This window comes from Deinococcus koreensis, from assembly GCF_002901445.1.
Classification (GTDB): Bacteria; Deinococcota; Deinococci; order Deinococcales; family Deinococcaceae; genus Deinococcus; species Deinococcus koreensis.
The window spans coordinates 1-24,536 of sequence record NZ_PPPD01000003.1 but is presented as its reverse complement, the minus strand read 5'-3'; the positions used below and the strand labels follow the sequence as shown (position 1 = coordinate 24,536).

Here is a 24,536-nt window from a genome sequence, read left to right as displayed (position 1 = left end):
GCAAGGCTTCACGGCACCCTCCGGTACCACAGCAGGCCCAGGCCGCCCCCGACGATCAGCAGCGCCGCGGCCAGTCCGGCGAGCGGCCCCCCCAGGGGCAGATCGGTGGGCGTCCAGCGGATGTCGGTGCCCAGATTGCGAAAGAGCTGTCGCAGCGGCTCCGCCTCCGGGGCGTCGAGGAACTCGCCCCCGGTGAGCTGCGAGAGGCGACGCAGCCCCTGGCCGTCGAAGGGCACGAAGACCAGCTGGCCCTGGATCTGGCTCACCGCGCCGCCCTCGCGGCCCAGCGCCACGGTATGCACCTTCACCTGGTGGGTGCCGGCGAAGCGGGCCGCCACCAGCGGATCGCCCCCCCGGTTGGAGATGCCGTCGGAGAGCAGCAGCACGGCTCCGGGCGGGAAGGGGCCCGGGGGCGCGGCGCTGGCGGCCGGCGGCCCCGGCGGCACGGCGTCCAGCGCGGGTGGAACGACGGCCGACTCGCGGCCGGGCAGCGCCCGCACGGCCCCCACCAGCGCCCCCGCCAGCGACGTGGCCTGCGCCGGCCGGACGCGGGCCAGGGCGTCCAGCACCGCCTGACGATCCGTGGTGGGGGCCACCAGCACCGCCGCCCGGTCGGAGAAGGTCAGGAAGCCGATCCGGGTGGACGCCGGGGCCAGCTTCAGGAACTGCTGGATCACGGCGGTGGCGGCGGCCAGCCGGGTCGGGCGCAGGTCGTCGGCGAGCATGGAGCGCGAGGTGTCCAGCGCGATCATCACGGCGGCCTGATTGAGCGGCAGCCGAACCGGCGTGACCGGCTGGGACGCCGCCAGCAGCAGCAGGGAGAGTGCCCCCAGCTGCAGGGCCAGCGGCCAGCGCCGCCCGGCCGCGCTGCTGGGGAGTGCGGAGCCCAACAAGTGCGGGTCGGCGTACGCGCCGCGCCGGCCCCGGCGCCCGCGGGCCCCAAGCAGCAGCGCTGCGACCGTTAGCGGCAGCAGCAGCAGCAGCCACAGCAGCCCGGGCTGGTCGAAGGTCACGGCACCTGCCTCCGGCGCGCCGCCGCGAAGCGCAGCAGCGGCCCCACCGGGTCACGCCCGGTGTCCAGGTCGAGCAGATCCACCTGCGCCGCCCGCAGGGCGCGGCGCAGCGCCACGTCTCGCTCGCCCACCAGCCGGGCATGCGCGGCCCGCACGTCCGGGCTGGAGGTGTCCAGCCAGAGTTCCTCACCCGTCTCCGGGTCGCGCACCCGCAGGCCGCCCACGTCGGGAAGCGTCCTCTCGGCCGGGTCGGAGACCCGCACGGCCACCACATCATGCCGCTGCGCCAGCCGCCCCAGGGCGCCCGCCCAGCCGTCCGGGCGACCCTCTTCCGCGCGTGGCCCGGCGTCCAGAAAGTCCGAGACCACGAACACCAGCGAGCGGCGGCGCAGCAGCCGGCCGGCGCGGGTCAGGGCGGCCTCCAGCGTGGCGATCCCTGTCTCTGGGGGAGCAGTGTCGGCACGCTCCGGAGCGGCCGGGCGCGACAGCAGGGTCATGACGGCCAGGGCCTGAGCGCGGCCCCGGCGGGGGGGCGCCATGCCGGCGGCCGCGCCGAAGGTGATGGCCCCCAGCCGGTCGCCGTGGCGGGCGATGATCAGCGCCGCGACTCCGGCGAATTCGCGCGCCAGCTCCCGCTTGAGCGTGCGGCGGGTGCCGAAGTTCATGGAGGCCGAGGTGTCCACCAGCAGCCAGGTGGTGAGTTCGCGTTCCTCGCGGTACTGCCGCACGTGCAGCCGGCCGCTGCGCGCCGTGACGTTCCAGTCGATGCGGCGCACCTCGTCGCCAGGCTGATACTCGCGCACCTCGGCCAGATCCAGGCTGGGGCCGTAGAACACCCCCCGGTAGTCGCCGAACAGGAACCCGTCCAGGCGGCGCACCACCTTGAATTCCAGGCGCCGCAGCAGCTCGGCCGGCAGTTCCATACGGTGCCGCTCGGCCGGGGGTCGTTCCGCCAGCGGCCGTACCGCGGGCCGCGGGGGCGCGGGCAGCCGGGGGCGGCGTCTAAGCCAGGTCATCCCGCACCAGGCCGTTCGGGGGCGAGCCGTGCGGGTCGCCCAGGTGGACGCGTGGCAGGGGCACGGCGGCGATGATCCGGCTGACCATCTCCTCGACCTTCAGCTCCTCCGCCAGCCCCTCATAGGACGCGATGATGCGGTGACGCAGCACCTCCGGCGCCAAGTCGCGCACGTCCTCGGGCAGGGCGTACTCGCGCCCCCGCACGATGGCGAGCGCCTTGGCCCCCATGATCAGGTTCACGCTGGCGCGCGGGCTGGCTCCGTAGGCGACCGAGCGCTGAAGGTCGGGCAGCCCGACGTCCCCCGGCGTGCGCGTGGCCCGCGCCAGGGTGACCGCGTACTCCGTGACCGACGGGTGCACGTAGACCTGATCCGCCAGGCCCTGCAGCGCCCGCAACCCGTCGCCCGACAGCTGCTCGGTGACCGCCGGCAGGGCCTGGGAGACCCGCTCGACGATGGTCATCTCCTCGTGGAAGCCCGGATAGCTGACGACCACCTTGAACATGAAGCGGTCGACCTGCGCCTCGGGCAGGAAGTAGGTGCCCTCGGACTCAATGGGGTTCTGCGTGGCGAGCACTAGGAAGGGGTCGGGCAGGGCGAAGGTCTGGGTGCCGATGGTGACCTGACGCTCCTGCATCGCCTCCAGCAGCGCCGACTGGATCTTGGCCGGCGCCCGGTTGATCTCGTCGGCCAGGATCAGGTTCGCGAACACCGGCCCGAGTTCGACCTCGAAGGTGGCGGTCTTCTGGTTGTAGATGCGCGTGCCGATCAGGTCCGCGGGCACCAGATCCGGCGTGAACTGGATGCGCCGGAAGCGCGCCCCGATGGCCTGGGCGGTCGTCTGGATCGCCAGCGTCTTGGCCAGTCCGGGCACGCCCTCGACCAGCACGTGCCCCCGGGCGAGCAGGGCGACCAGCAGCCGCTCCAGCAGCAGATCCTGCCCGACGATGACCTTCTTGACCTCGAACAGCAGCGTCCTGAGCTGTGAGGCCGCCTGGGTGACGGCCCCGGCGGGCAGGGGCGTCAGGGGAGAGGGAGTGGTCATCAGCTCCTCAGTTCCGGCGCGGGGAAGGGGGGCTGGTCCGGCAGGGGCGTCCCCAGGCCGGGCGGCGGCTGCAGGGGCTGGAGCGGAAACACCTCGCCGTCGCCGCTGCGCGGGGTTCCGCCCGGAGGCGGTGGGCCGGGTTGCATTCGGTAGAACTGACCATCCCTGAACATCAGCACGGTGCACTCTCCTTCGCCCGGCCTGGGCTGCGGTGATCCGGGAGCGGGGCGGTCACCCGAACCGGGCACCACCGGAATGAGTTCGCGGGGATCGTCCGGCGCCTGGGGCGAGGCCTGCCCTTGCGCGGAAGAAGGCGGCAGCACGGCGGAGAGCGCCGCGACCGGCCGGGCAGTGCCGGAGCTGGCAGCGTTCGCACTGGACGCGTTCGGGCTCGCCGGGGCGGCCGAGCGGCCCAGGGCAAATCCCACCGCCAGCGCGCCGAGCGTCAGGGCCACCGGCCAGCCGTTCACGGCGCCGCCCGGACGAGACGCGGAGAGGACACCTGAGAAGGGCTGTCTGACACGGTCATGCCAATCCCCCGGAGGAGTGAGAACGTTCCATCACTGTACGCCTCCAGCATGGGAAAGTCCTGACCGGCCAGGGCTGCAAGCCGGGCGACCGCGCAGTCGGGGAGGTGGTGAATGCGACCGCGCAGCAGGCGACGGCTGTGCCCCGCAGCTCTGCGAGTCCGCCCATCTGGGCACTGCATTCAACAATGGTGTGGAAACTGTCCGCACCGCTCACCCCTCAATGCCGATCTGGACAGTGTGTTTCACCCCTCCCCCTTAAGGGGGAGGTTGGGACTCGCAGGGCTGTGCAACAGAGGGGGTGAGCGGGCATGACGTTCCAGATGGAGTGCTTCAAGTCGGCTCCCTGCTGTTCATCGGAAGTGTCCGCACCATTGATTTAAGAGGAAGCAGGGAATAGGGCGGCTGGCACGCCATTCCTGGAACCCTTCAAGCAGAGCTGGCTGCGGAGTCCAGGGGATCATCCACAGGCCAGCCGTCCGCGGCCGACACTTCAGCCGTGCGATGACCCCGGGAGCGCACGGACGAGCAGCACTCTCCGCGAAGCAGGCCACGGGTCGGAGAGGCACCCGGCGGCGGAGGGTCGGATCGATAGCGCCCCCGGCGGCCGTCTCCCCGTGCTTACCCCCAGGCCCGTTCGACGACGACCCGGCGGCGATTCAGTGGACTTTCGGCAGGGTGCAGCAGAAACTCGCGCCCTCGCCCAGGCGGCTCTCGGCAGACACCCGGCCGCCATGCCTGAGGATGATGCGCCGCACGTTCGCCAGACCCACCCCGGTGCCCTCGAACTCATCTTCCCGGTGGAGGCGCTGGAAGACCCCGAACAGCCTGGACTTGTAGCGCTCGTCGAAGCCCACGCCGTTGTCCCGCACGGTGATCACCCAGCTGTCCGGCCGCTCGTCGGCCCACACCTCGATCCGGGTAAGGGCCCGGCTGCGCGTATATTTCAGGGCGTTCGAGAACAGGTTCAGCAGCACCTGCCGCAGCAGATCGGCGTCCCCGCTGACCAGCGGCAGGGGCCCCAAGAACCACTCGACCTGCCGGCCCTGCATCTCCGGCTCCAGCTCGCTCCGGACGGTGTGCGCCAGCGCCTCCAGATCGACTGGCTGCAGATCGAGGGGCTGGCGCGAGGTGCGGGAGAGGTCGAGCATGGCGTCGATGAGCGAGTTCATGCGGCCCGCCGATTCGTCCATCACCTGCAGGTAGCGGCCCGAGGCGTCGTCCAGCCGGCTCCCGAGCGACTTGCGGAGCATCTGGCTGAAGCCCTGGATATGCCGGATCGGAGTTCGCAGGTCGTGTGAGACGCTGTAGGCGAAGGCCTCCAGATCCTCGTTGGCGACCTCCAGCTTGTGCCGCTCGTCGGCGATCCGGGCCACGCTGCTGGCCCGCTCCAGGGCCAGGGTCAGGCTGAACATCGCCGTGTCCAGCACGGCCCGGTCGACCGAAGTCCACGTGCGCTGCTCGAACAGCCCCACGCAGAACACCCCGATGGGCTGTCCACCCACCAGCACGGGTATGGAGGCGGCGGTGCCGACAGGGCGAATCACGTCGGCCGGGGTGTCGCCGCCGGGCAGATGCTGATCCTGGTACCACGCCTGCAGGGTGGTGAACGGCCGCAGCACGTCCACGGCCGTGTAGTCCAGCCCCCCGTCCACCACCGCCTGCAGCCGCTCGTCTCCCAGATCCCCGACCTGCGAGCGGCAGCGCCAGCGGCCGTGTTCCATCTCGTAGTAGAGCGCGTGACCCGCCGGCAACAGGCCCAGCACGATCTGTTGCGCCCGCTGGATCAGCGCCAGGCGGTCGGTCTCGAAGCTCAGCTCCCGGGTCAGGTGCGCGAAGGCTTCCAGCGCCTGATTGCGGATTTCCACCTCCTCCCTGCGGCGCTGCAGCTGCTCGGTGCTCTCCGAGAGGCTCCGCTCGGCCAGGACGCGCGCCGTGGTCTCCTGAACGGCCACCAGCACGCCCCCTACACGGGCCTGATCGTAGATGGGGCTGAAGCAGAGGGTGAAGTAGGCCGTCTCCTCGACGCCGTGCCGGGTGATCACCAGGGGCTGATCGGTGAACTCGAAGGACTCCCCGCGTTCCTGCACGCCCTCATACAGCGGCGCGTTGAAATCCCAGACCTCCGGCCAGCACTCCTGGGTGGGCTGGCCGAGTCCGGCCGGGTGCTTGGCGCCCATCAGGTCGCGGTAGGGATCGTTGTAGAGCTGCACGAGTTCCCTGCCCCAGAGGACGATCATGGGCCAGGGGCTGCCGAGCACCACACCGACCATCGTCCGCAGACTGACCGGCCAGCCGGCGGGTGGGCCCAGCGCGGTGGCCGACCAGTCCAGGCCGCGCATGAGCCCGGCCAGTTCACTGGTGCCGGGAAACAGGCGGTCAGACGAGAGGGGGAAGTCCAGCATCAGCGCCGTATGCTACCGAGCACAGCCTGAACGCTCCCTGCAGCGCTCTTTATGTCTCCGATAGAGTCTGTAGCCCAGCCCAGGATTTCGGGCGCTTCGGGCTCCGGCCCAGGTCGGAATTGAGTCGGCTCGCACTCACGTTGCTCTGGTTACCGATAGCTGGCCGTCCACTGGGGAAGAAGTATGGATCGGCCCAGGCAAAGGGGCGGACCGCTTCCAGACGCATGAACCAGGGCAACCGCGAAGTCAAAGAGGTTGATCTAGGTCGGAGAGCTGCACAGCAGCGGGGTCGTCCGCAGCGTGATCGGAATCACCACCTCGCTGACCTTGACTGACCTTGCGGTTGCCCTGACGCACGGACTGACCCGGCCGCCCATCTCGTCCGGCCCCTGCTACCCTGGAGCCCGCATGAGCGCCCAGACCGCCCGCCAGACGCTCCGTGCAGCCCCGCGCTGGCGGCCCGGCGAGCGCCCAGGGATCGGCATCACGCTCCTGACCATCGCCGCGCTGCTGCTGCTGAAGGCCACCGACCTGCGCGTGCCGTATCCGGGCGGCTTCCTCTTCCTCGCCGTGGTGGCCACGACCTTTGTCGGCGGCGTGCGCGCCGGGCTCGCGGGCGCGGCCCTCGCCTGGCTCTATTCGGCCTACAACGTCGCCGATGCGCTCCTGCCCCCGCGGTTCTCCCAGGACGACCTCGACCGGCTGTGGCCCCTGGGCGTGACCTACCCGGCCATCGCCGTGCTGGTAGGCCGGCTGCACAGCCGCGCCCGGGAGCGCGCCGAGCGGCTGGCCGCGCTGAACGTGACCCTGGAACGCCAGGTCGCCGAGCGCACCCAGGCCCTTCAGACGGCCGAGGCGCGGCTGCGTGGGGTGGTCAGCGGCGCCCCGGTGATCCTCTTCGCCCTGGACACCGACGGACGGCACACCTTCGTCGACGGCCAGGGCCTGTCCAGCCTCGGGGTCAGCCCCCAGGCTCTGCTGGGCCAGTCGGCCTTCGAGGTACACGCCGGCAATCCGGTGGCGCTCGCGGCGCTGGACAGGGCCCTGGCGGGCGAGCCCATGCGTGAGGTGCTGCGCTGGGAGGAAAAAGCCTTCGAGGTGCGGCTCAGCCCGCAGCAGGACGCCGGGGGCCGGGTGTCCGGCGTGCTGGGGGTGGCCACTGACATCACCGAGCTGCAGCGCTCGGACGAGGAACTGCGCCGCGCCCTGAGCGACCTGGAGCGCTTCGCCCACGCCGCCAGCCACGACCTGCGCGAGCCGCTGCGGGCCATCAGCAGCTTCACCGAGATCCTGCGAACCCGGCACGCGGGCGGGCTGAACGACCGGGGCGTCATGGCCCTGGGGCAGGTCGAGGTCGCGGCCCGGCGTCTGGGCACGCTGATCGACGGCCTGGACACCTACACCCAGCTCGGGGTGCCCCAGCGGGTGCCGGTCGCGCTCTCCGGGGTGCTGGCGGCGGTGCGGCCTGGCCTGGGGGAGCCGGGGCAGCGCGCGATCCGGGTGCAGGGCCCGCTGCCCGTGGTGCTGGGAGACGCCGCCCAGCTCGCTCAGGTGCTGGGCGAACTGCTGGGGAACGCGCTGACCTTCACGCGCCCCGGGGTGCCCCCCGAGGTACAGCTGCGCGCCACGCGGGACGGAGCGTGCTGGCGGATCGACGTGACGGACAACGGCGTGGTCATGGAGACGCAGTATCTGGAGCGGATCTTTGTGATGTTCCAGCGCCTGCAGGGCCGGGACGTACATGAGGGCAGCGGCCTGGGGCTGGCGCTGTGCCGCCGCGTGATCGAGCGGCATGGCGGCCGGCTGTGGGCGAAGAGCGTGCCCGGTCAGGGCAGCACCTTCTCCTTCACCCTGCCCGCCGCCGAACCCAGCGTCAACCGGCCGGTCTGAGGGTCGACCGCCCCGACATGTCCGGCCCCGATATGTCCGGCCCGGAGGTGACGAACCGGACGGCTCTCTTCACCCCCACCGACCTGTGCTGCGCGGGGCTCAGCCCTGGGGCTCCGGCAGGCGGCGGCTCCACGCCAGGAGTGCGGCGCTCAGCTCCCCCGGGGCCTCCAGCGGGGAGAGGTGGCCCACGCCCGTCAGGGTCGTCCGCTCCAGGGCTGGGAACAGCGGCACCACGTCCTGCTCAATCGTCTCGAAGGAGATGGCCGGATCGTCCCGTGAAGCGATGACCAGGGTGGGCACCCGGACGGCCCGCGCCCGGTGGCTCAGGTCTTCACGGCTGCCCGCGTCCGGCCACGCGAGCCAGGCGGCCAGCCGCGCCCGTTGCCCGTCGAGGAGAAGTGCCTGCAGGTCGTCGCCGCTCAGCGGACGGCGGGTGATGCGGCCGTACAGGGCGCGCAGCCTGTCCGGATCGTTCCAGGCGGCCTTCAGCTCGCGGCGATCCTGGTCGGTCATGGGCTCACCCCCCGGCGGGGACGGAGCCACCAGGGCCAGCCCGGCGAGTCCAACGGGGGCGCGCGCCGCGAGTTCCACGGCGACTTTGGCCCCCATGGAGTGCCCCACGAGCACGAACGCGCCCACGGAAGCGGCCTCGATGACCGTCTGGACGTGATCTGCCATCTGGGCCACGGTGCTGGCGTTCGATGAGGCACCGTCCGGCTCGCCCGCTGCGCCGAAGCCCGGCAGGTCGGGACAGAGCGTGCGCCCCTGTCCCAGCTGCTCCGCGACCCGGTGCCACACCCGTCCGGACGTCCCGAACCCGTGCAGCAGCACGAACGTCAGGTCAGCGTGCGGGCTCGTCATTCTCCCCCCCGGCGTGCAGAACCTTCGGTCGCTGGACGCGGCAGCGGGCGCCTGGGATGGCCGGTCATGGGGTCAGCATAGGCCGCCCGGCATCGCTGCACGCCCGCAAGCCCCACCCGTCCGACCGCTCACCAGGGCATCGTCCAGCCTGAACCCGCCCCGTTCAGAACTTCGAGGGCGGCAGCAGGCCGACCGTGCTGATGGTGTTGGCCGTGATCCTGCCCTCTGCCGACACGGCGTCCACGGTATTCACGGCGGCGTTCCAGCCCTGCTTCAGGTTGAGGTTCAGGCTGATCCTGCTGCCCGGGCAGTCCAGCGTGCCGGTCACGGTGAAGGCCTGATCCGCGTAGTAGCGCACGATGAAATAGTTTCCGGCCTTCAGCGGCGTGCTGTTGTTCGGGCCGTCCTGCGTCAGGAAGCCGATATAACTCCGGTCGGCCCGGCGCAGCGCGAAGCTGCCGATCCCGAAGAGCCGCGCCTCCCTGACGCTCTGGGTAAAGACGCCGGTACAGCCCGCACGGGGCGTCTGCTGAGTCGGAGTCAGATAGGGGGCGACGGCGGCCGCGCCGGGCAGGGTCAGGCTGAACGTGCCGTCGGCGCCCACCGTGCCCGAAGACAGGGTGATGTCCGTGGCCTGGGTGCTGCCCTCGGGCCGGGCCTGGGCCTCGACGGTGGCGGTGCCGGCCGTCCAGCCCACGACCCTGCCGCTCACCTGATCGGTCAGGCCCGCCGGGTCGGGCTGGGGGGTGGGTAGGCTGGAGGTACCGCAGGCCACCAGCCCCAGCGAGAGGGTGAGGGTGGTCAAGCCGACCGGTGTGACGTTGTTCATCACCCCCCACGGGAGGGGCTGGCCGCCTGCCGGGCCGCCGCAGGTGAGGCGTGGCGTCGGGGCGTCAAGAACCCTTAAGTTCGGGGCTGACACTTCTGAACAGTGGTACGGGAAGAAGTTTGCCTGTCGTCGAGCCATTCCATCCAGGGCTCAGGCTGCGGACGCCACACTTCCGTCGGCCCTCTTGAGTGTCCAGGGGGCGCCCACTCGCTCTGTTCCCCCGTTTCTCCATCCCTTCATCCCCCGGCCAGAAGTGGACAGGGGCGGCCTCCGCATACGCCCGCGCGGGTACCCTCATGGGCGTGACCGGCGCCCCGCCCTCCCATCCGACCATTCTCAGCGGCCTGCTGCTGCCGGGCGACAACAGCCTGCCCATGCTGCTCGATTACCTGCACCAGTGCGAGCGCAATGGCGCGCTGCTCATCCACACGGCCCACGGGCCGGCACACCTCTACTTCCAGGCCGGGCAGCTGCTGCACGCCCAGTTCCAGGGACACGCCGGGCTGCCCGCCATCGCCGTGCTCATGCAGGTGCAGGATCAGGCGGCCTTCACGTTTCAGCTGAACCGGGACAGTCCCGAGCGCAGCATCACGACCACGCTCGGGCACCTGTTGATGAACGCCGCTCAGATCCTCGACGAGGGGCACGCCCCCCCGCTCGATCTGACACCGGCCACGACCGCGCCCCCCGGAGCCCCTGCCCCTGCTGCCCCGGCTACGGGCACGTATGCCCCTCCTCCTGCCGGGCCCCCCGACGAGGCTCCGGTCAGCCCCACCCCGGCTGCGCCCGGCGAGCCGGAGATCACCTACGATCTGGTGCCCGCCCTGCTGTTCAGCGCCGAACAGCTGGGTGCCGGCAGCGACGCCCACCGCCGCCTGCTGCGCGCCGTTAATGCGCGGCGCAGCGTCGCCGACCTCGCCCGGCACAGTGGCCTGAGCCTGGACGAGGTGACCCGGCTGCTGCGCCTGCACCTTACGCGCGGGGAAGTCACGCTCGGCCCGCCGCTGCTGCACCAGAAATTCTGGATCGAGCTGCTGCGGCTGACCAACACGGTCGCCGGGAAGGAGGGCGATCAGATCATCCAGGACGCCCTGAAACGGATCGGTGCCGCCCCTGGCGCGATTCCCGTCGGGCGGGGCCGCGCGTTCCTGAAGACCGTCGAGCAGGGGGTCGGGGAGGCGGGTTCCGCACGGCGCGTGGCCTTCAGCCGGGGCTGCTACCAGCTCCGCATGATGATCCTCAATGCCACCAACACCACCGAGGAAGACTGGAACGAGCCCGACGTCAGGTGAGCCCGGTGGCCGGAGCCGGGCAGGGGTCGGCTGGGCTGGCCGCGTCCTCGATTGAGGTTCCACCGCGAAACGTGGCCGCACTCCGCTGACCTGATCGAAGCGGAATGGCCCAGCCCTGGGAGGTCAACAACTTGCGATCAGAACCCGGGCCGTGTGGTGGGCAACGGCGACGTCCGCCCCCACAGACGTATTCCGCTCCATTCCGTAACACCCAGGAGAGCACCCGGTGTTCCTTCATACCTCGAAATACGGCCTTTCTCCTGCTCCTTTCAGTCGGATTGCTTCCGAACACACAACGGAATCAATGGGAATCCCACTCACTGGCCCGGCGTCGCCAGTGGGGGCTGCAGGGCCCGGACGATGGCCTGGGCCACCATGCTGGAACCCTCGTCCGAGAGGTGGTGGCCGTCCCGGAAGAGCAGCGTCTGGCCGAGCGCGACGCGGCACTCTGGCACGCAGAACAGTGGTGTCGGGTCGAGGAAGGTGGGCTCGAGAGCCCCCAGGGCGACGTTGATCGCTGCCGACCGTTGTTGCATGGTCTCGAAGGGTCGGCAGCGCGACCGGGGAGTGAGCCGGGTGTCGGGGGATCGCAGGCAGTTGATGACTTCGGTGCCGGGCTCGATGACATTGCCCACCACGAGCACCTGATGGCCGCGGGCCTGCAGATCCGTGACCAGCTCCTTCAGTGCCGCCACCCCGATCCGTTCCCGGGCCGGAGTATTCAGATAGTTCTTCCAGCGGGCCGCCAGCACGATGGTTGTCGGGGGAAGGCCCTTCAGAAAGGTCAGGGCCTCGACGTTGTGCTGCGCGCACTCGCGCCGGGAAGCCCGGGAACGTGGGTAGGGCAGGTCGGACACGCCCCACAGGGGCACGCAGGCCGACTTGTATAGCACCTTGACGTTCCGGGCGGGCCGCGCCTGCACCAGCCCGAGGTTCAGGTGGAGCGCGTGGGAGTCTCCCCAGACGTACAGCGTGGGTGCCCTGTCGGCCGCGGAGGAGCAGGTCACCAGGGGCTCGGCGCCTTCATGGCAGGCCTCGTCCTGAATGGCCTGAAGGTCTGCCGAGGTCGGTGGCAGCGTCCCCGCGACCCGCGTCCGTTCCGGAAAGCCGTGCGTCCGCATGGCCGTGACTCCCGAGCCCAGCACGGTCATGTACAGCACGCCCACCAGGGCCAGGTGGGCGGGGCGCCTGGAGGCCCGAGAACCCACCCGGAAGGGACGTTCCACCCAGGTATACAGCGCGAGCGACAGCCCCACCGTCAGGGCCAGCAGCGCGAGGCGATCCACCCCGGTCAGCGGCCGCTCCACGATGAACCGGTAGAACACGAAGACCGGCCAGTGGACGAGGTACAGCGAATAGCTGATCAGCCCGGTGAAGACCGCGACCGGGTGCCGGAGCAGCCGGTGAACCGCCCCGCTGCGGCTGCCGTGGATCAGGGCCGCACTCAGCAGCGCCACCCAGACAGCGTTGGTGCCCGGAAAGGTGGACTCGGCGGTGAGGAGACAGGCCATCAGCAGCAGGCCCGCGAGCCCCACCAGACCGCTGATCCGGCCCCAGCGTTCCTCAAGCCGCAGCGGCAGCCAGAGCAGCAGGGCGCCGATCCCGAACTCGAACATCCGCAGGGGCGTCAGGTAGAAGGCGGCCGGTGGGCGGCTCTGGGTGTAGTACACGCAGGCCACGGCCGTGACCACGCTCAGGGCGGCAATCAGCACGGCGCTCGTCCGATGCCCCAGGAAGCGCAGCGCCAGCACCAGCAGGGCCGGCCAGACCAGATAGAACTGCTCCTCCACGCTGAGCGACCACATGTGCAGCAGCGGCTTGGTCACGGCGTCGGCATCGAAATAGCCGGAGGAGAAGTACAGCTCCCGGTTGGCCAGCGACAAGGCGGAGGCCACGCTGAGTTTTCCGTGCTCGGCCAGCATCTCGGACGAGAAGAGCGCCCCCGCCAGCAGGCTCGTGCCCAGGATCACGGTGATGGAAGCTGGAATCAGCCGCCGGAAGCGCCGGACATAGAAGTTCCTGAACGAAAATGAGCCGGTCTCCAGCTGCTGCCGGATCAGCCCCGTGATCAGGTAGCCGGAGATCACGAAGAAGATATCGACCCCGATATACCCGCCCCGGAAGGGTGGAAGGTCGAAGTGGTAGAAGATGACGCTCAGAACGGCCAGGGCGCGGATGCCGTCCAGTTCCGGGCGGTAGCTCAGGGTGCGCGTGACTGAGGTCATCCGCACTTCGGGGCGTGTGTGGCAGTGTGGTTCGTCATGGCTGCGGAGTCCTCCCCAGTCGTCCGGCGGCCCTGTGTGGCGCTGCGGGAGCGGAACCGACTGTCTTGTAATCCTCACGGTACTCATCTGGGGAGCGGCCGCCAAGCAGATGTGACCGGCCAGAGCCGCGGGCCGGAGCGGCCGGTCACCACCAGAAGGCTGTCCTGTGGGGGATCATGGGTGAATTCCTCGACCACCGGCTGAGCCCGGCGCACCTTTAGCCCACCCTTAGCCTCCGGGCCGCCGGTTCACGAAGGTTCCCGGTGAGGCTCCTGACAGCCGCTCACGACTAGCGTGACCTCCTCCGTGTCCACGCCGGTTGCAGGAGTCCGTCATGCGCGCCTTGTCCCTGTCTCCCCGTCTCGTCGCCTGGCTGCCGCTGGCCCTCACCCCGCTGTATCTGCTGCTGGTCTGGTCGCTTGCCCCCGTGCTCGGCCCGGCTGTCGGCATCCCCTCGCTGATCTGGGCGCCGGCCGGTGCCTACGTGTTCGGCCTGCGCGGTGGCCTCATCCTCGCGGCGGGCGCCATCGCCGCGCACGAACTGACCTTCCACGTCCGGGTCGAGAAGATGCCCGACTACACGCTGGTGCGCGACCTGATCGGCAACACCGTCATGCTGCTGCTGGTCGGCGTGAGTGGCGGCCTGCGGGAGCTGCTGCGCCGGCTGCGCCGACTGGAGGCGGCCGTCCACAGCACCCAGGAGGGGATCGCCGTGACCGATCTGGAGCTGGGGGAGGCGGGGCCGCGGCTGCGCTTCGCCAACGCCAGCTTTCTGCGGGAGTCGGGCGTGCGGACAGGCGCGCCCGCCCTGGCCCGTTACGCCGCCCAGATCGACGCGGCCTGGCGCCACGACCTGCAGGCCGCGCTGCACGGCGGCCAGCCCTTCGTGCGGCAACTGAGGATGCCGGCCAGCGGAGACAGGGCCGAGCGGGTGGTGGAACTCAGCATCGATCTTGTCCGTGACCGCGCCGGCCGCCCCACCGAGCTGGTGCTGGTGCAGCGCGACGTCACGGCGTACAAGCGGCTGGAACAGCGCCTGGCGCATCAGGCCCAGCACGACTCGCTGACCGGGCTGCCCAACCGGCTGGCCTTCGAGACCCGCCTTCACTCGCAGATCCGGGATTCCCCCGACGCCCCCTTCGCTGTCCTGCTGCTCGATCTCGACGGCTTCAAGACCGTCAACGACACCCTGGGCCACGATGCCGGCGACGCCCTGCTGGTGGACGTGAGCCAGCGTCTGAAGGCCGCCGTTCGCAGCGGCGATCTGGTGGCCCGGCTGGGAGGTGACGAATTCGTGGTGATCACCTCGCCGCTGTCGCAGGACGCCGATGCCCGGCCCCTGGCCGAGCGCCTGCTCGCCGCCTTCCGCGAGCCCTTCGAGGTGCGTGCCCGGTTCCTGGCCCTCCACGCCTCGGTCGGGGTCAGTCTATGGCCGGCCCACGGCCCGGACAGCTCCAGCCTGTTCAAGCACGCGGACGTCGCCATGTACGCCGCCAAACAGCGGGGCCGCAACGGCGTCTACGTGTTCACGCCGGCCCCGCCTGAAGAGGCGCTGGGATGATGGGCTGGGTCAGGGACTGCGTGGCCGGACGGCTCGTCCCCAGGAGACCAGTCAGGACAAGGCACGACCGGGCCTGACCCTGCCGCGCCCACGCTGGCGCAGAATTCAGAGGTTCGGGCTTCAGATGTCCGGGAGTCTCAGTCCGCGCCGCCGCGCAGCCGCTCGATTCCGTCGAGGATCAGATCGAGGCCGATGGTGTACTCGTCGGCGTAGGCGTATCCAGGCTGGAGCACGTGGTCGGTGGCCATCTCCGTCAGAAAGGGGTAGTCGCCGGGGGCCATTTCGGCCAGCATGACCTCCGCGACCGGCGCGGCCTGAGCGGAGGTGTCGAAGGGCAGGTTGATCTGCTGGAGCGCGAAGCCGTAGATGTAGCTGTCCAGCAGCGAATAGGCATGCGCCGTCGCCGGAAGCGAGAAGCCGCCTGCCCTCAGGCAGCCGAGCACCGCGTCGTGGTGGCGGAGGGTGGCGGGGCCGGGCGCGCTGCGGGACTCCATCAGGCCGATGGCCCAGGGATGGCGGATGAGCGCCGCGTGGGCCGAGATCGACCGGGCCCGCAGGGCGGTTCTCCAGTCCTCGTGTGGAGCCGGCAGCTCGATCTCCGCGAACACCAGATCGATCACGCCGTCGAGCAGCCTTCCCTTGTTCGCGACGTGGTGATAGAGCGACATGGCCTCCACGCCGAGAGCCTGGGCCAGCTTCCGCATGGTGAGGGCGCCGATGCCGTCCCGGTCGGCCAGCTGCAGGGCGGTTCGCAGGACGAGTTCCCGGCTCAGGCGCGGCCTGGGGTCGGGGCGGGGATCGGGCGTGGGGTCGGGTGGCCGGTCGGTCTCGGGGACGGGCAGATGTGTCATGGCAGTTTGATCCTCTTGACAAGCTTACAGCGTAAGTCTAAGGTTGAGCCATGCCTTACGCTGTAAGGCCACGAGCATTCAACTCAGCACTCGGTTCAGAGTCCGGGAGGTACAGCCCATGACGACCACGACGACCCGCCCCATGCCCGTCTCAGCGCCCGTCCTGCCACGCACGATGCGGGCGGTGGTGCGGGAACGGTACGGCCCGGCCGAGGGCCTGCAGCTGCGCGAGCTGGGCGTGCCCACGATCAGCGCTGACCAGGTGCTCATCCGTGTCCAGGCCGCGGGGCTCGATCGGGGCGCCTGGCACGTCATGACCGGGCGGCCCTACCTCATGCGTCTGGTCTTCGGTCTGCGTACCCCCAGGGACATCACCCTGGGCTCGGAGGTGGCCGGCGTTGTCGTGGCCGTCGGCGCCCAGGTGAGCGATCTTCGACCGGGAGACAGGGTGTTCGGCACCTGCCTGGGCAGCGGTCACGGCTCGTTCGCCGACTATGCCGTCGCCCGCGCGGGGAAACTCGCCCCCATGCCCGTGGGTGTCAGCTTCGAACAGGCCGCCGTGATCCCCGTCTCCGCCCAGACCGCGCTGCAGGCGCTGCGGAACCACGGCCGGATGCAGGCCGGACAGCGGGTGCTGGTCATCGGCGCCTCGGGTGGCGTGGGCACCTTCGCGGTGCAGCTCGCCAAAGCGTTCGGAGCAGTGGTCACGGGGGTTTGCAGTCCAGGGAAGGTGGATCTCGTTCGCTCTCTCGGGGCCGATCACGTCATCGACTACCGGGCGACCGACCTCACCCGAGTCGCCGAGCGCTTCGATCTGGTGCTCGACATCGGCGGCACCCGGCCCCTGGGGCAGCTGCGGCGACTGCTGACGCGTACGGGGACGCTGGTGCTGGTGGGGGGCGAGGGGGGCGACCGCTGGACGGGGGGGCTGGGGCGGCAACTGGGCGCCCTGCTGCTGTCGCGCTTCGTGCCTCAGCGGCTGGTGTCGTTCATCACGCGGGAGAACAGCGCCGACCTGGGGACGCTGGCCGGGATGATGGAGGCGGGTACCCTCAGACCCGTGATCGACCGGGAGTGCGGGCTGGCTCAGGTGCCTGAGGCGATGCGCGACCTCGAAGCCGGCCGCGTGCGCGGCAAGGTCGCCGTTTCCGTCTCGTCCTGAACGTTACCCGCTCGCGCCCGTGGCGACCCCCACCACACCGGGCCGGGCCCGGCAGAGAGACGGCGCCGCCCGCACGGCCGTCAGGTCAGTTGCCCTGCCAGGTGGTGTCGGTCGGCCCAGCCGAGGTCGACCCCGTGCTGACCACCAGGGCGTCGCCGATGACGTCGGCCACCGAGGACTGGCGGGGCGCCGGCAGGGGCTGCAGGCGTGACCAGCGGTTGCTCCGGGGATCGTAGGCCAGCACCGTCTCCATCTCGCGGCCCTCGAATGCTCCGCTGCCCGACGCGTTGGTGACCCCCCCCACCACCACGATCTGGCCGCGCCAGACGGTCGTGGAGGCGGCGATGTGGCTCAGCGGCAGCGGCAGCGGGCTCACCGCCGTCCAGGCGTCGGTGGCCGGGTCGTAGGCGTGGACATCGCTCTGGTTGTCTCTGGCCTCGTTGCCCCCATGCTGCCCGCCGATGGCGTAGATCCGGCCTCCCAGCGCCACGCCGGCGAGGTGGTTGCGCGCATTGGGCAGCGGCGCGGCCTCCCGCCAGGAGCCGCCGTCCAGGGGCAGAACCCAGTGCTGGGCGTTGTCGTCCCGATACTCGCCGTCCGGGGTGCGCCGGACACCCCCGAAAAAGTGGAGATCGCGTCCCAGACGCACCAGGGCCCCGGCCCCACGCGGCGAGGGCAGGGGCGGCAGCGCCGTCCACGAGTCGGCAGCCGTGTCGTAGCGCCAGACCTGATCGGTCTCCGGGCCGGGGTGGTCGCCCAGGAACCCCCCGGCCACGTAGATGGACGCGCCGTCCACGGCCGTGCCTGCGTGGGTCAGGGCCTGCGGGGCCGGCTTCAGCGCCGCCCAGCGGTTGTCGCTGGCGTCGAAGCGCCAGGCCGCGCGGGTCGCGGTGGGCACGCCGTCGAGGTTGCGGTCGAAGCCCCCGAACACGTACAGCCGGCCGCCCACGGCGGCGCCCTGGCCCTCGTAGAGCGTGGTGGGAGCCGCGCCGCGGGCGCCCCAGCCTAGGACGGCAGGTACCGGCTGAGCCTGTTCGAGCAGGAACACGGCGTCCTGGTAGTCGCCGTTGGCGGCGGGCTCCAGTCCCAGCAGGTAGGTGTCGGCCACGACCTCGCCCGCCCTGTCCCTCACGGGATACACCCGGACGCCGCGCCGGGTCGGCCCGCCGTTCAGCGAGTCCAGCGTGAAGGTGCCCTGGGGGGCGTAGGCGTTGGGGGCCAGATACACCCCGAAGGGCTGGTCGCCCGGATCGAAGTCCAGGCGGGTGCTCGCCGTGACCGCCGGGTGCAGGGTCTGGTGCTCTCCTGCGGGGATGGTGCCCAGTTCCTTTAGGCGGGCGCCTCCGGATGGGCCGTCCAGAGTGAAGAAGCCGAAGGGGGCCGGCCCGTCGGGGGAGTAGCGGGCCACCGGCCGCAGGCGCACCGGCCCGGTGCCTGCCCGGCGAAAGAGCGGGGCGCGGATCTCCTCGCCCAGCAGGACGGAGCCCGTTCCGAGTTCCAGGGCGGGCGATCCGACGTCGATCCGGTAGTTCAGGGCGTCCACGATCTGGGCCAGGGGCGGCTCGTTGGTGCCCTCCAGGCCGGTGGCCCGCAAACCGCTCAGGGAGAGCTGCCGCGGCTCTCCGGCCCCCGCCGCCTCCAGACTGGCACGCAGCACGCCCGGCTGGGTGCCGGCCAGCAGGCGGGCCTGGAACTCGACCTGACCGCCCGCCCCGATCTCCAGGGGCAGGGCCGGCGGCGCCAGCAGCTCGAAGTCTCCGGCGTTGGGCCCACCGAGGCTGAGCGTGGTCAGGCGCAGGGCCGTCTGTCCGGGATTGCTCAGCGTGAGGCGCTGGGCTGCGCTGGGCCGGGTCTGAACCGAGCTGAACACCAGCGCCGCCGGCTGCAGTTCGATCTGGGCGGGGCGGTCGTCGGGCCCGGCTGGCTGGTCGCACGCGGCAGCAGCGAGACTCAGCAACGCCCCCAGGCCGACCAGCCGGGCCAGGGCCGGAAGCCCAGGGCGGCGCCGCGGGGTCGGCGTGGACACCCGGCCGGACTCCTCACCTGTTTCCGCGCCCGCAGCGCCCCGTTCCAGAGGATGGGTGGCTCCACGGCGAAGGATCAGGCGGCCGAATTGAAAACCCAGACTCATTTCAGAACTCTACAGGACGATGCTGAACCCAGTCTCAGCCCAGGCTCCGGGCAGCGCGGGGCAGCGTTCTGGAGGGCGTCCTGGGTGGGTCTGCCGCCAGAGCCCCACTTGTGCCCAGGCGTCTAGCCGATGGACGTTCCAGCATCAGCCGGCAGCCTATGCACCGCTCCCACCAAGAACAGGGAGCTCGCAAATGCTCATCTGTGGCCCATGCTGGGCGTCAGGTCATTAGAGTGGGCCTACCCATCATGCTCACGTCGCCGATCAGAAGCCGAACGCCAGACGAACTCCGCGGGCCTGCCTGCCCCGGTCGGCGGCGCCCCGGACGGGGGGCTGTGACAGAGCTCCAGGTTCTGCCGTGAGCCGTTCCCTGGCGAGGCTGCGCCTGCGCCTCGCGGCGACCCTGCGCCGGCGCCTGCTCGGCCCGGTGGTGGGACGCCTGCCCCAGGCGGTGATGCGCTCGGTGGCCGAGCACAGCCTGCGCCCCAGCCTGGCGGCCCATCTGGCTGCCGTGGGCCCCGGGGAAGAGGCCTCGCTCGAACACTATGGGTTCCCAGCCGATTACCCGCCGGCCTTCCGGCGAGACAAGGCCTTCGACCCGCTGCCCATGCTCACCCTTCACGATGTCTGCGTGAGTCCGTCTTCGGGTCTGGTCTGGCTGCCCGGTGGCGAGCTGCTGCAGGAGAGCGTGGGCTCGCTCAATTCGCTGCTGATGCACCCCGTCTGGCAGGAGGAGCTGCTGGGCCCGGTCACGGTGCTGGGCGCCGGGCCACCTGTGATCGTGCACCCAACTGCGGCGTACTACCACTGGCTCCTGGAGATCCTGCCCAATACCCTGCACCTGCTGCGGGCCTGGCCGGGTGCCCGCGTCCTGACTCAATCCAGGCCCCCGCGCTTCGTGACTGATGGCCTCGCGCACGTGTTGGGCCAGGCGACCGATCAGGTCGTCAGGGCTGAGGGCCCCGTGCGGGTGTCGCAGCTTCAGTTGCGGCCCCGTGAGGAATTTTCCGGGTTCGTGCGGACGGCCGACCGCCAGATCCTCCGTGCGGCTTTTCAGGACGTCCTCGATTCGGCCGCTCCAGACGCCAGTGGCGCCCTCTACATCTCACGGGCCCACACGCCGCGCCGGGCCGTGTGTAACGAGCCGGCGCTGGAACAGGCGCTCGCGGCGAGAGGCGTCACCGTGATCTACGCCGAGCAACTCGGCCTGACCGAGCAGGTTCGCCTGTTCGCCGGCGCGACGGCGGTGGTGGCCCTGCACGGAGCCGGGCTGGCGAATCTGGTGTGGTGCCGCCCCGGCACGCGGGTTCTGGAAGTTTTTCCCGAGGGCGTCTTCAACGACTGCTACGCCCGCCTGGCCTTCAGCCAGCAGCTGGACTACACCTATTTGCGTCTGGAGAGCCCTGAGGTGCCGGTCAATGCGGTGGTCACCGCCGTTCATGACTGGATCGAGCCTCGGAGCCGTCTACCGGCGGACTGACGGGCTCCCTGCATCCTGACGAGCCGGGCCTTCTGGGGACGCTGCACTCCAGAAAGGTCAGCGTCCGGCCGAGGAGTACGTATATCACCATATATTTGATGAAGCGGTAGGAGGGTGCGAGCTGAGGGAGAGGCATGTGTCTCCCACCGGTGGCAGCTGACATCTCAGGTTGCGATTCTTGAACTTCAGACCAGCAGCTCCAGTGCGGGCAAAGGCTCACCATGCTCCAGCCAGTGCACCTTCCGACACCTTGCTGTACATCCCCCGATTCAGTTCCCCGAAGGAAGATGGGACTGAAACGCTGTGAGAAATGACAGTGCGAGCGGGTATCGAGCCGATCCAGAGCTTAGGAGGAGAGACAAATGAGGCCAGGAGCTATTCTACTACTTTCAAATATCGTAAGATACATTTAGAGTCGAGCTGACAGCCCGCCTTCCGTCTGCCAGGTCTATATGAGAGGTCTACGTCCGCCCCACACGCCGCCCCGGCTGCGGTACTGTGAAGTATGAGTATAACGATTGTCATGATGGAGGGGAAAACCCTCTATGTCCAGGATGCATCGTCGCAGCAGGTCGATCTGATCCGCAAGGTTCTGGGCGCCGGGCACGGGGTCTTCGAGTTCACCCTGAACGGTCAGGCCTACATCGTCAACGGCAGCAACGTGCTGTATGTCGAGGTGTCCCCCGGCGCATCCAGCCTCTGAACGCCTCCACGGCCCCTCCCCCCGGTTGTGGGCTCAAAGCAAACCTGAAGCCCACGGGTAAAAGACATCCCTGTGGGCTTCAGGTAGGCCGCTAGAAGGCGGTCATGCACTGGATTCCCAGAGAGGTCGACGGGCCAGATCAGCGACCTCTCCGGGAACCCCTCTCAGATGGTATTGAGTTCGCGCACGCCGACGAACGTGGAGACCCCCAGCGAGCGGGCCCTGACCAGGGCGGCCCGGCGCTGCTGATCGGTGAGGGCGTAGTCCAGCGCGAACACGTCGAGCTGTTGGGTGCGAATTCGCCGCAGCATCTCCCCGGTGAACGCCAGCTCATGCTGACGCAGCTTGCGGTAGCCGTCCAGCCATGACGTCGTGAAGGACTCGATCAGCACGCCGTCGACGAACTGGCCCAGCTCGGGCAGCAGGTCGAAGCCCCGGTTCGCCAGGAGATAGGCCTGGGGGTGGCGGCGGCGCAGGTTCCGCACGATCCTCAGCAGGGGAGAGCGGTCGGAGGGAAAGAGGGTGGCGCCGTCGAGCGTGTCAAGCAGCAGGCCGCTGAAATGGCCCAGGTATTCGTCGGCCGCGGCGTACAGCCGGGCCGTCCAGGCGGCGTGGCCGACCTTGACATACCAGGTGCCCCACTCGGCATTGCGGGTTCGCCGCGACCAGACGCAGCGCTCGGGGCTGGGATCCTCGCCCACGCTCAGGTAGGCCAGCACCGTCACCCCCTGGGCGCGCAGCCAGAGGATGTCCTCTGGTGAATAGTGCGCCGGCTGCAGGGCAACCATGCGGTAACTCCGCAGCTTCTCCAGGCTCGCCTGTCCGTAGTAGACCGCGAAGCTTCTGGAGGGCACACGGGGCGCCGGGGCGGGCCTGCGGGGGGCGGGCTGGGCCTGTGGCCGGATCGTCGACGCAGTCATGGAGTCTCCAGATTTCGGGAGGTGCACGCCGGGGGCGGCGGGATACACCGGGCGGGGGGGGGTGGTGCCCGGTCTGGTCGCCGGGCGCCGGTCAGCGGGCTCTGATCACTGGGCTCTGGCCGCAGGTGAGGCCTAGCGAAGCACCACCGTCAGGGTCTGGTTCGGCGCAAAGTTCCAGTAGCGGATGCTCTGGTTGCCGTAGAGCACGCTCCCGGTTCCGGTCAGTCCGGTCATGTAGACCGCGCCGCCTGTGGGCGAGGTGATGGTGACGGTCTTGGCCGCGTAGTTCACCTGGGCCCGGGCGTTGCTCTTGACGAAGGCGGTGCGGCGCCCCACGTACTGGCCGAGCGTGTCCCAGCTGAGCGTGTTCAGCGGCAACGTGCTGTAGGCGCTGTACTTGCTCAGCACGGCGTGCTGCCAGTCGCTGGCGATGCTGCGGCCCGGCGCGTACTGGCGCAGGTTGGCGGCGTGCATGTAGTGCGGGAAGGCGGCCCCGGACAGGATATGGCTGAGCGCCAGGTCGCTTTCCTTGTCGAGGATCTCCTGGTAGCTCAGGTTGTGATCCCAGTACGCCCGCGTGCCGCCCGGCCCGTACACGGCGTTGTAGGACACCGTGATCTCCTCGGGGGTGGTGGCGTAGTAGAAGATGTTGGTCGGCCAGCGGGGCACCAGCAGGATGCTGGGGGACAGGGGATGTTTGACGCCGCAGCCGGCACACGCCGGATCCCACTGGCCGTCGACCGAGTGGTTGGAGGCGAGGTACTGCACCCCGCCGTCCACGCCCGCCCGCAGGAAGTTGGGGTTCGAGGCGCCCAGCCCGAAATTGGTCTTGTCGCCGTCGCCGGCCGGGTTGTAGTACCCCAGGCCGGACATGTCCCCGGTGACCAGGCTGCGGCCGCTGCGAACCAGACCCAGCGTATTGGCGATGGTCTTGTTGCGGTTGATCTGCTGCAGGGACTGCGTGTAGTCCAGGAAGTCCATGTAGAGGTGGTCGCGGGTGTGGTTCACCCAGTCGAAGCTGCCGGCCAGGCAGCGGCTCACGCTGGTCAGCGGATCGGGGCTGACCACGGCCGCGTCACAGCTGAGCGGCGCGGCCGTGTTGGCGCCCCCGCCGTTGAAGACGATGGCGAAGCGGAAGGCGCGGGCCACGTCGTAGGTGTTCTGCAGGGCCGTCTGCTGATCGCGCGTGGAGAGCGCGTCGGAGGCCGACATGCGGAAGGCGTCGGGCCGGATGGTGCGGGTCGTGGCGTCGTAGTGGTCGTTGGCCAGGAACCAGTCGTCGACGTCCAGCTGGTTGTAGCGGCGGTATTCCCCCAGCGAGAGCCCGCGCGTGACCCAGCGCACCAGGGACGCGTTCACGAGCTGGCTGAACAGGAAGTTCGGGTTGTGGGCCATGGTCAGCGCCAGGCGTTCGCGCCCGTCGGTGGTCGTGGACTCGGCGGCGAAGACCCGGCCGGGCTGGGCCGCGTCGGTCAGCACCGGGCGCACGGCGCTCAGGCCGGCGGCGCTCCACTGCCCGGGATCGAGCACGCTGGCCGGGTAGTTGTAGGCGTAGCGCACCGGCAGCACGGCGCCGGCCCGCAGGTCGGCCAGCACGGTCTGGCCGGACGCGGCCCGCAGGTCGGCGGTGGCCGAGGCGCTGCCCTCGATGTAGCGCAGGCCGTAGTCCTCGGGCCAGTTGCTGGGGAAGGTGTACATCGAGAGCTGGCGCACCTTGAACGTGCGCTCGTACTGCCACAGGGTCGCCCACTCGTCGGGGGTCAGCGCGTTGGCGTAGCTGCCGTCCGTGTTCTGGAAGACCAGCGCGTTGTTGGTCAGGATCACGCCCTGGTAGCGCCCGGAGCCGTCGGCCGCCACCATCAGCGAGTCCTCGGTCAGCGGGGTGGTCGCAGCGTCGAGCACGTCGTAGGGCACCGCCGCCTGATCCAGCAGGGCGCGCGCCGCCGCCAGGTTGGGATCGGCCACGCCCGCCGTGATGATCAGCATCCGCAGGTTCAGCAGGTTGGGATTGGCGGTGATGGCCTGCGGGCCCAGCCGCCAGATGTTGATCCTGGGGCCGCTCTGCGCGGGCAGGCGCTGGAGGTTGGGCGTGCGCGGCACCTCGGGCGCGGAGAGGCCGATGGAGGGGGCAGCGTGCTGGTGGGCCGCGGCGCCCGCTTCCTCTTCGGCCGCGCCGGGCTGCGCCGGGGGCGGCGCACTGGTGCAGGCCACCAGCAGACTCAGGGTCAGGGCCGTCGAGAGCGTGGCGGGTCTGATGGACATGGGCATCTCCTTAGGGCATTCGTCATAAAGATCCGTCCTCTATGACCGAGCGGAGCGAGCGGATTTCATGCAGCTCTTGGAAGAATGGAAGCGTCTGACGCCTTTTGTCTGATGCTGGAACTCGGACAAAAGCTCTAGGCGACGGCCTGCCGGCCGGGGGAGGGGCGCTGGGCGCCCCTCCACAGCGCGTTCAGGGCGTCGTTCAGCGAGTAGGCGGGCGCCCAGTCCAGACGCCGCAGACGGCGGATATCGGAGTGCTGCGAGGGCACGCTGGCCGAGCGGCTGGATCCGTCGGCGCGTTCGTGGATCGGGCCGGAATAGCCG

General features: G+C 70.1%; 19 protein-coding genes. 6 read left to right on the top strand and 13 right to left on the bottom strand.

Annotated features, from left to right (window positions below; translation table 11 throughout):
- Positions 1 to 8 precede the first annotated feature (8 nt).
- From CVO96_RS18525 to CVO96_RS18505, 5 genes are all read right to left on the bottom strand, one after another.
- A complete protein-coding gene (locus CVO96_RS18525; RefSeq protein ID WP_103313951.1) occupies positions 9 to 1,013 on the bottom strand; it encodes a VWA domain-containing protein in 1,005 nt (334 codons plus the stop codon).
- Positions 1,010 to 1,936, bottom strand: coding sequence for a DUF58 domain-containing protein (locus CVO96_RS18520; RefSeq protein ID WP_243398509.1), 927 nt, complete (start codon positions 1,934 to 1,936; stop codon positions 1,010 to 1,012). The genes CVO96_RS18525 and CVO96_RS18520 overlap by 4 nt, the downstream gene beginning before the upstream one ends.
- Positions 1,937 to 2,015: 79 nt before the next feature.
- On the bottom strand, positions 2,016 to 3,074 hold the full coding sequence (locus tag CVO96_RS18515) for an AAA family ATPase (RefSeq protein WP_103313949.1): 1,059 nt from the start codon (positions 3,072 to 3,074) through the stop codon (positions 2,016 to 2,018).
- A complete protein-coding gene (locus CVO96_RS18510) occupies positions 3,074 to 3,544 on the bottom strand; it encodes a hypothetical protein (protein WP_103313948.1) in 471 nt (156 codons plus the stop codon). The genes CVO96_RS18515 and CVO96_RS18510 overlap by 1 nt, the downstream gene beginning before the upstream one ends.
- Positions 3,545 to 4,260: 716 nt before the next feature.
- The gene (locus tag CVO96_RS18505; protein WP_103313947.1) at positions 4,261 to 6,006 is read right to left on the bottom strand and encodes a sensor histidine kinase; all 1,746 of its coding nucleotides are present in this window, start codon (positions 6,004 to 6,006) and stop codon (positions 4,261 to 4,263) included.
- Positions 6,007 to 6,414: 408 nt separating this feature from the next.
- On the opposite strand from CVO96_RS18505, the gene CVO96_RS18500 reads away from it, so the two are divergent.
- Positions 6,415 to 7,896 carry a sensor histidine kinase gene (locus CVO96_RS18500; RefSeq protein WP_103313946.1) on the top strand — a complete coding sequence of 494 codons (1,482 nt, stop codon included), beginning with the start codon at positions 6,415 to 6,417 and terminating at the stop codon, positions 7,894 to 7,896.
- A 99-nt stretch (positions 7,897 to 7,995) separates the two neighbouring features.
- Here CVO96_RS18500 and CVO96_RS18495 read toward each other — a convergent pair whose 3' ends face one another.
- Entirely contained in the window at positions 7,996 to 8,757 is a 762-nt protein-coding gene (locus CVO96_RS18495) for an alpha/beta fold hydrolase (RefSeq protein WP_103313945.1), read from the bottom strand.
- A 163-nt stretch (positions 8,758 to 8,920) separates the two neighbouring features.
- Complete coding sequence (locus CVO96_RS18490) at positions 8,921 to 9,586, bottom strand: hypothetical protein (protein ID WP_103313944.1); 666 nt, start codon at positions 9,584 to 9,586, stop codon at positions 8,921 to 8,923.
- 302 nt (positions 9,587 to 9,888) lie between these two features.
- Between CVO96_RS18490 and CVO96_RS18485 the strand changes: the two genes are divergently transcribed.
- On the top strand, positions 9,889 to 10,878 hold the full coding sequence (locus CVO96_RS18485; RefSeq protein WP_165795435.1) for a DUF4388 domain-containing protein: 990 nt from the start codon (positions 9,889 to 9,891) through the stop codon (positions 10,876 to 10,878).
- A 317-nt stretch (positions 10,879 to 11,195) separates the two neighbouring features.
- Here the strand turns inward: CVO96_RS18485 and CVO96_RS18480 are convergent, their stop codons facing one another.
- Positions 11,196 to 13,103, bottom strand: a complete 1,908-nt coding sequence (locus CVO96_RS18480; protein WP_165795434.1) for an acyltransferase family protein — start codon at positions 13,101 to 13,103, stop codon at positions 11,196 to 11,198.
- 373 nt (positions 13,104 to 13,476) lie between these two features.
- On the opposite strand from CVO96_RS18480, the gene CVO96_RS18475 reads away from it, so the two are divergent.
- Positions 13,477 to 14,703: a sensor domain-containing diguanylate cyclase gene (locus CVO96_RS18475; protein ID WP_103313941.1), complete on the top strand. Its 1,227-nt coding sequence runs from the start codon at positions 13,477 to 13,479 to the stop codon at positions 14,701 to 14,703.
- A gap of 137 nt (positions 14,704 to 14,840) precedes the next feature.
- Here CVO96_RS18475 and CVO96_RS18470 read toward each other — a convergent pair whose 3' ends face one another.
- Positions 14,841 to 15,554, bottom strand: a complete 714-nt coding sequence (locus CVO96_RS18470; RefSeq protein WP_103313940.1) for a TetR/AcrR family transcriptional regulator — start codon at positions 15,552 to 15,554, stop codon at positions 14,841 to 14,843.
- A gap of 118 nt (positions 15,555 to 15,672) precedes the next feature.
- On the opposite strand from CVO96_RS18470, the gene CVO96_RS18465 reads away from it, so the two are divergent.
- On the top strand, positions 15,673 to 16,716 hold the full coding sequence (locus CVO96_RS18465; RefSeq protein ID WP_243398508.1) for an NAD(P)-dependent alcohol dehydrogenase: 1,044 nt from the start codon (positions 15,673 to 15,675) through the stop codon (positions 16,714 to 16,716).
- A gap of 85 nt (positions 16,717 to 16,801) precedes the next feature.
- Here the strand turns inward: CVO96_RS18465 and CVO96_RS18460 are convergent, their stop codons facing one another.
- Complete coding sequence (locus CVO96_RS18460) at positions 16,802 to 18,742, bottom strand: Kelch repeat-containing protein (RefSeq protein ID WP_165795433.1); 1,941 nt, start codon at positions 18,740 to 18,742, stop codon at positions 16,802 to 16,804.
- Positions 18,743 to 19,205: 463 nt separating this feature from the next.
- Between CVO96_RS18460 and CVO96_RS18455 the strand changes: the two genes are divergently transcribed.
- Together CVO96_RS18455 and CVO96_RS18450 are read left to right on the top strand one after the other, a co-directional pair.
- A complete protein-coding gene (locus tag CVO96_RS18455; RefSeq protein ID WP_103313938.1) occupies positions 19,206 to 20,327 on the top strand; it encodes a glycosyltransferase family 61 protein in 1,122 nt (373 codons plus the stop codon).
- Between the two features lie 505 nt (positions 20,328 to 20,832).
- Positions 20,833 to 21,030 (top strand): hypothetical protein, encoded by a 198-nt coding sequence (locus tag CVO96_RS18450; RefSeq protein ID WP_133161855.1) that lies wholly within the window; start codon positions 20,833 to 20,835, stop codon positions 21,028 to 21,030.
- A 164-nt stretch (positions 21,031 to 21,194) separates the two neighbouring features.
- Here CVO96_RS18450 and CVO96_RS18445 read toward each other — a convergent pair whose 3' ends face one another.
- The 3 genes from CVO96_RS18445 to CVO96_RS21165 all read right to left on the bottom strand — a co-directional run.
- Entirely contained in the window at positions 21,195 to 21,950 is a 756-nt protein-coding gene (locus CVO96_RS18445; RefSeq protein ID WP_103313936.1) for an endo alpha-1,4 polygalactosaminidase, read from the bottom strand.
- 132 nt (positions 21,951 to 22,082) lie between these two features.
- Positions 22,083 to 24,212 carry an Agd3-related carbohydrate-binding protein gene (locus CVO96_RS18440; protein ID WP_103313935.1) on the bottom strand — a complete coding sequence of 710 codons (2,130 nt, stop codon included), beginning with the start codon at positions 24,210 to 24,212 and terminating at the stop codon, positions 22,083 to 22,085.
- Positions 24,213 to 24,346: 134 nt separating this feature from the next.
- Positions 24,347 to 24,536, bottom strand: a 190-nt coding sequence (locus tag CVO96_RS21165) for a hypothetical protein (protein WP_207795381.1), incomplete at its 5' end; no start/stop codon positions are given.

What these genes read in the sequence shown, in the direction of transcription:
- CVO96_RS18480 (WP_165795434.1), bottom strand. Translation starts at nt 13,103, where the DNA reads ATGACCTCAGTCACGCGCACCCTGAGCTACCGCCCGGAACTGGACGGC.
- CVO96_RS18450 (WP_133161855.1), top strand. Translation starts at nt 20,833, where the DNA reads ATGAGTATAACGATTGTCATGATGGAGGGGAAAACCCTCTATGTCCAG.
- CVO96_RS18500 (WP_103313946.1), top strand. Translation starts at nt 6,415, where the DNA reads ATGAGCGCCCAGACCGCCCGCCAGACGCTCCGTGCAGCCCCGCGCTGG.
- CVO96_RS18440 (WP_103313935.1), bottom strand. Translation starts at nt 24,212, where the DNA reads ATGTCCATCAGACCCGCCACGCTCTCGACGGCCCTGACCCTGAGTCTG.
- CVO96_RS18515 (WP_103313949.1), bottom strand. Translation starts at nt 3,074, where the DNA reads ATGACCACTCCCTCTCCCCTGACGCCCCTGCCCGCCGGGGCCGTCACC.
- CVO96_RS18505 (WP_103313947.1), bottom strand. Translation starts at nt 6,006, where the DNA reads ATGCTGGACTTCCCCCTCTCGTCTGACCGCCTGTTTCCCGGCACCAGT.
- CVO96_RS18465 (WP_243398508.1), top strand. Translation starts at nt 15,673, where the DNA reads ATGACGACCACGACGACCCGCCCCATGCCCGTCTCAGCGCCCGTCCTG.
- CVO96_RS18495 (WP_103313945.1), bottom strand. Translation starts at nt 8,757, where the DNA reads ATGACGAGCCCGCACGCTGACCTGACGTTCGTGCTGCTGCACGGGTTC.
- CVO96_RS18445 (WP_103313936.1), bottom strand. Translation starts at nt 21,950, where the DNA reads ATGACTGCGTCGACGATCCGGCCACAGGCCCAGCCCGCCCCCCGCAGG.
- CVO96_RS18490 (WP_103313944.1), bottom strand. Translation starts at nt 9,586, where the DNA reads ATGAACAACGTCACACCGGTCGGCTTGACCACCCTCACCCTCTCGCTG.
- CVO96_RS18520 (WP_243398509.1), bottom strand. Translation starts at nt 1,936, where the DNA reads ATGGAACTGCCGGCCGAGCTGCTGCGGCGCCTGGAATTCAAGGTGGTG.
- CVO96_RS18475 (WP_103313941.1), top strand. Translation starts at nt 13,477, where the DNA reads ATGCGCGCCTTGTCCCTGTCTCCCCGTCTCGTCGCCTGGCTGCCGCTG.
- CVO96_RS18470 (WP_103313940.1), bottom strand. Translation starts at nt 15,554, where the DNA reads ATGACACATCTGCCCGTCCCCGAGACCGACCGGCCACCCGACCCCACG.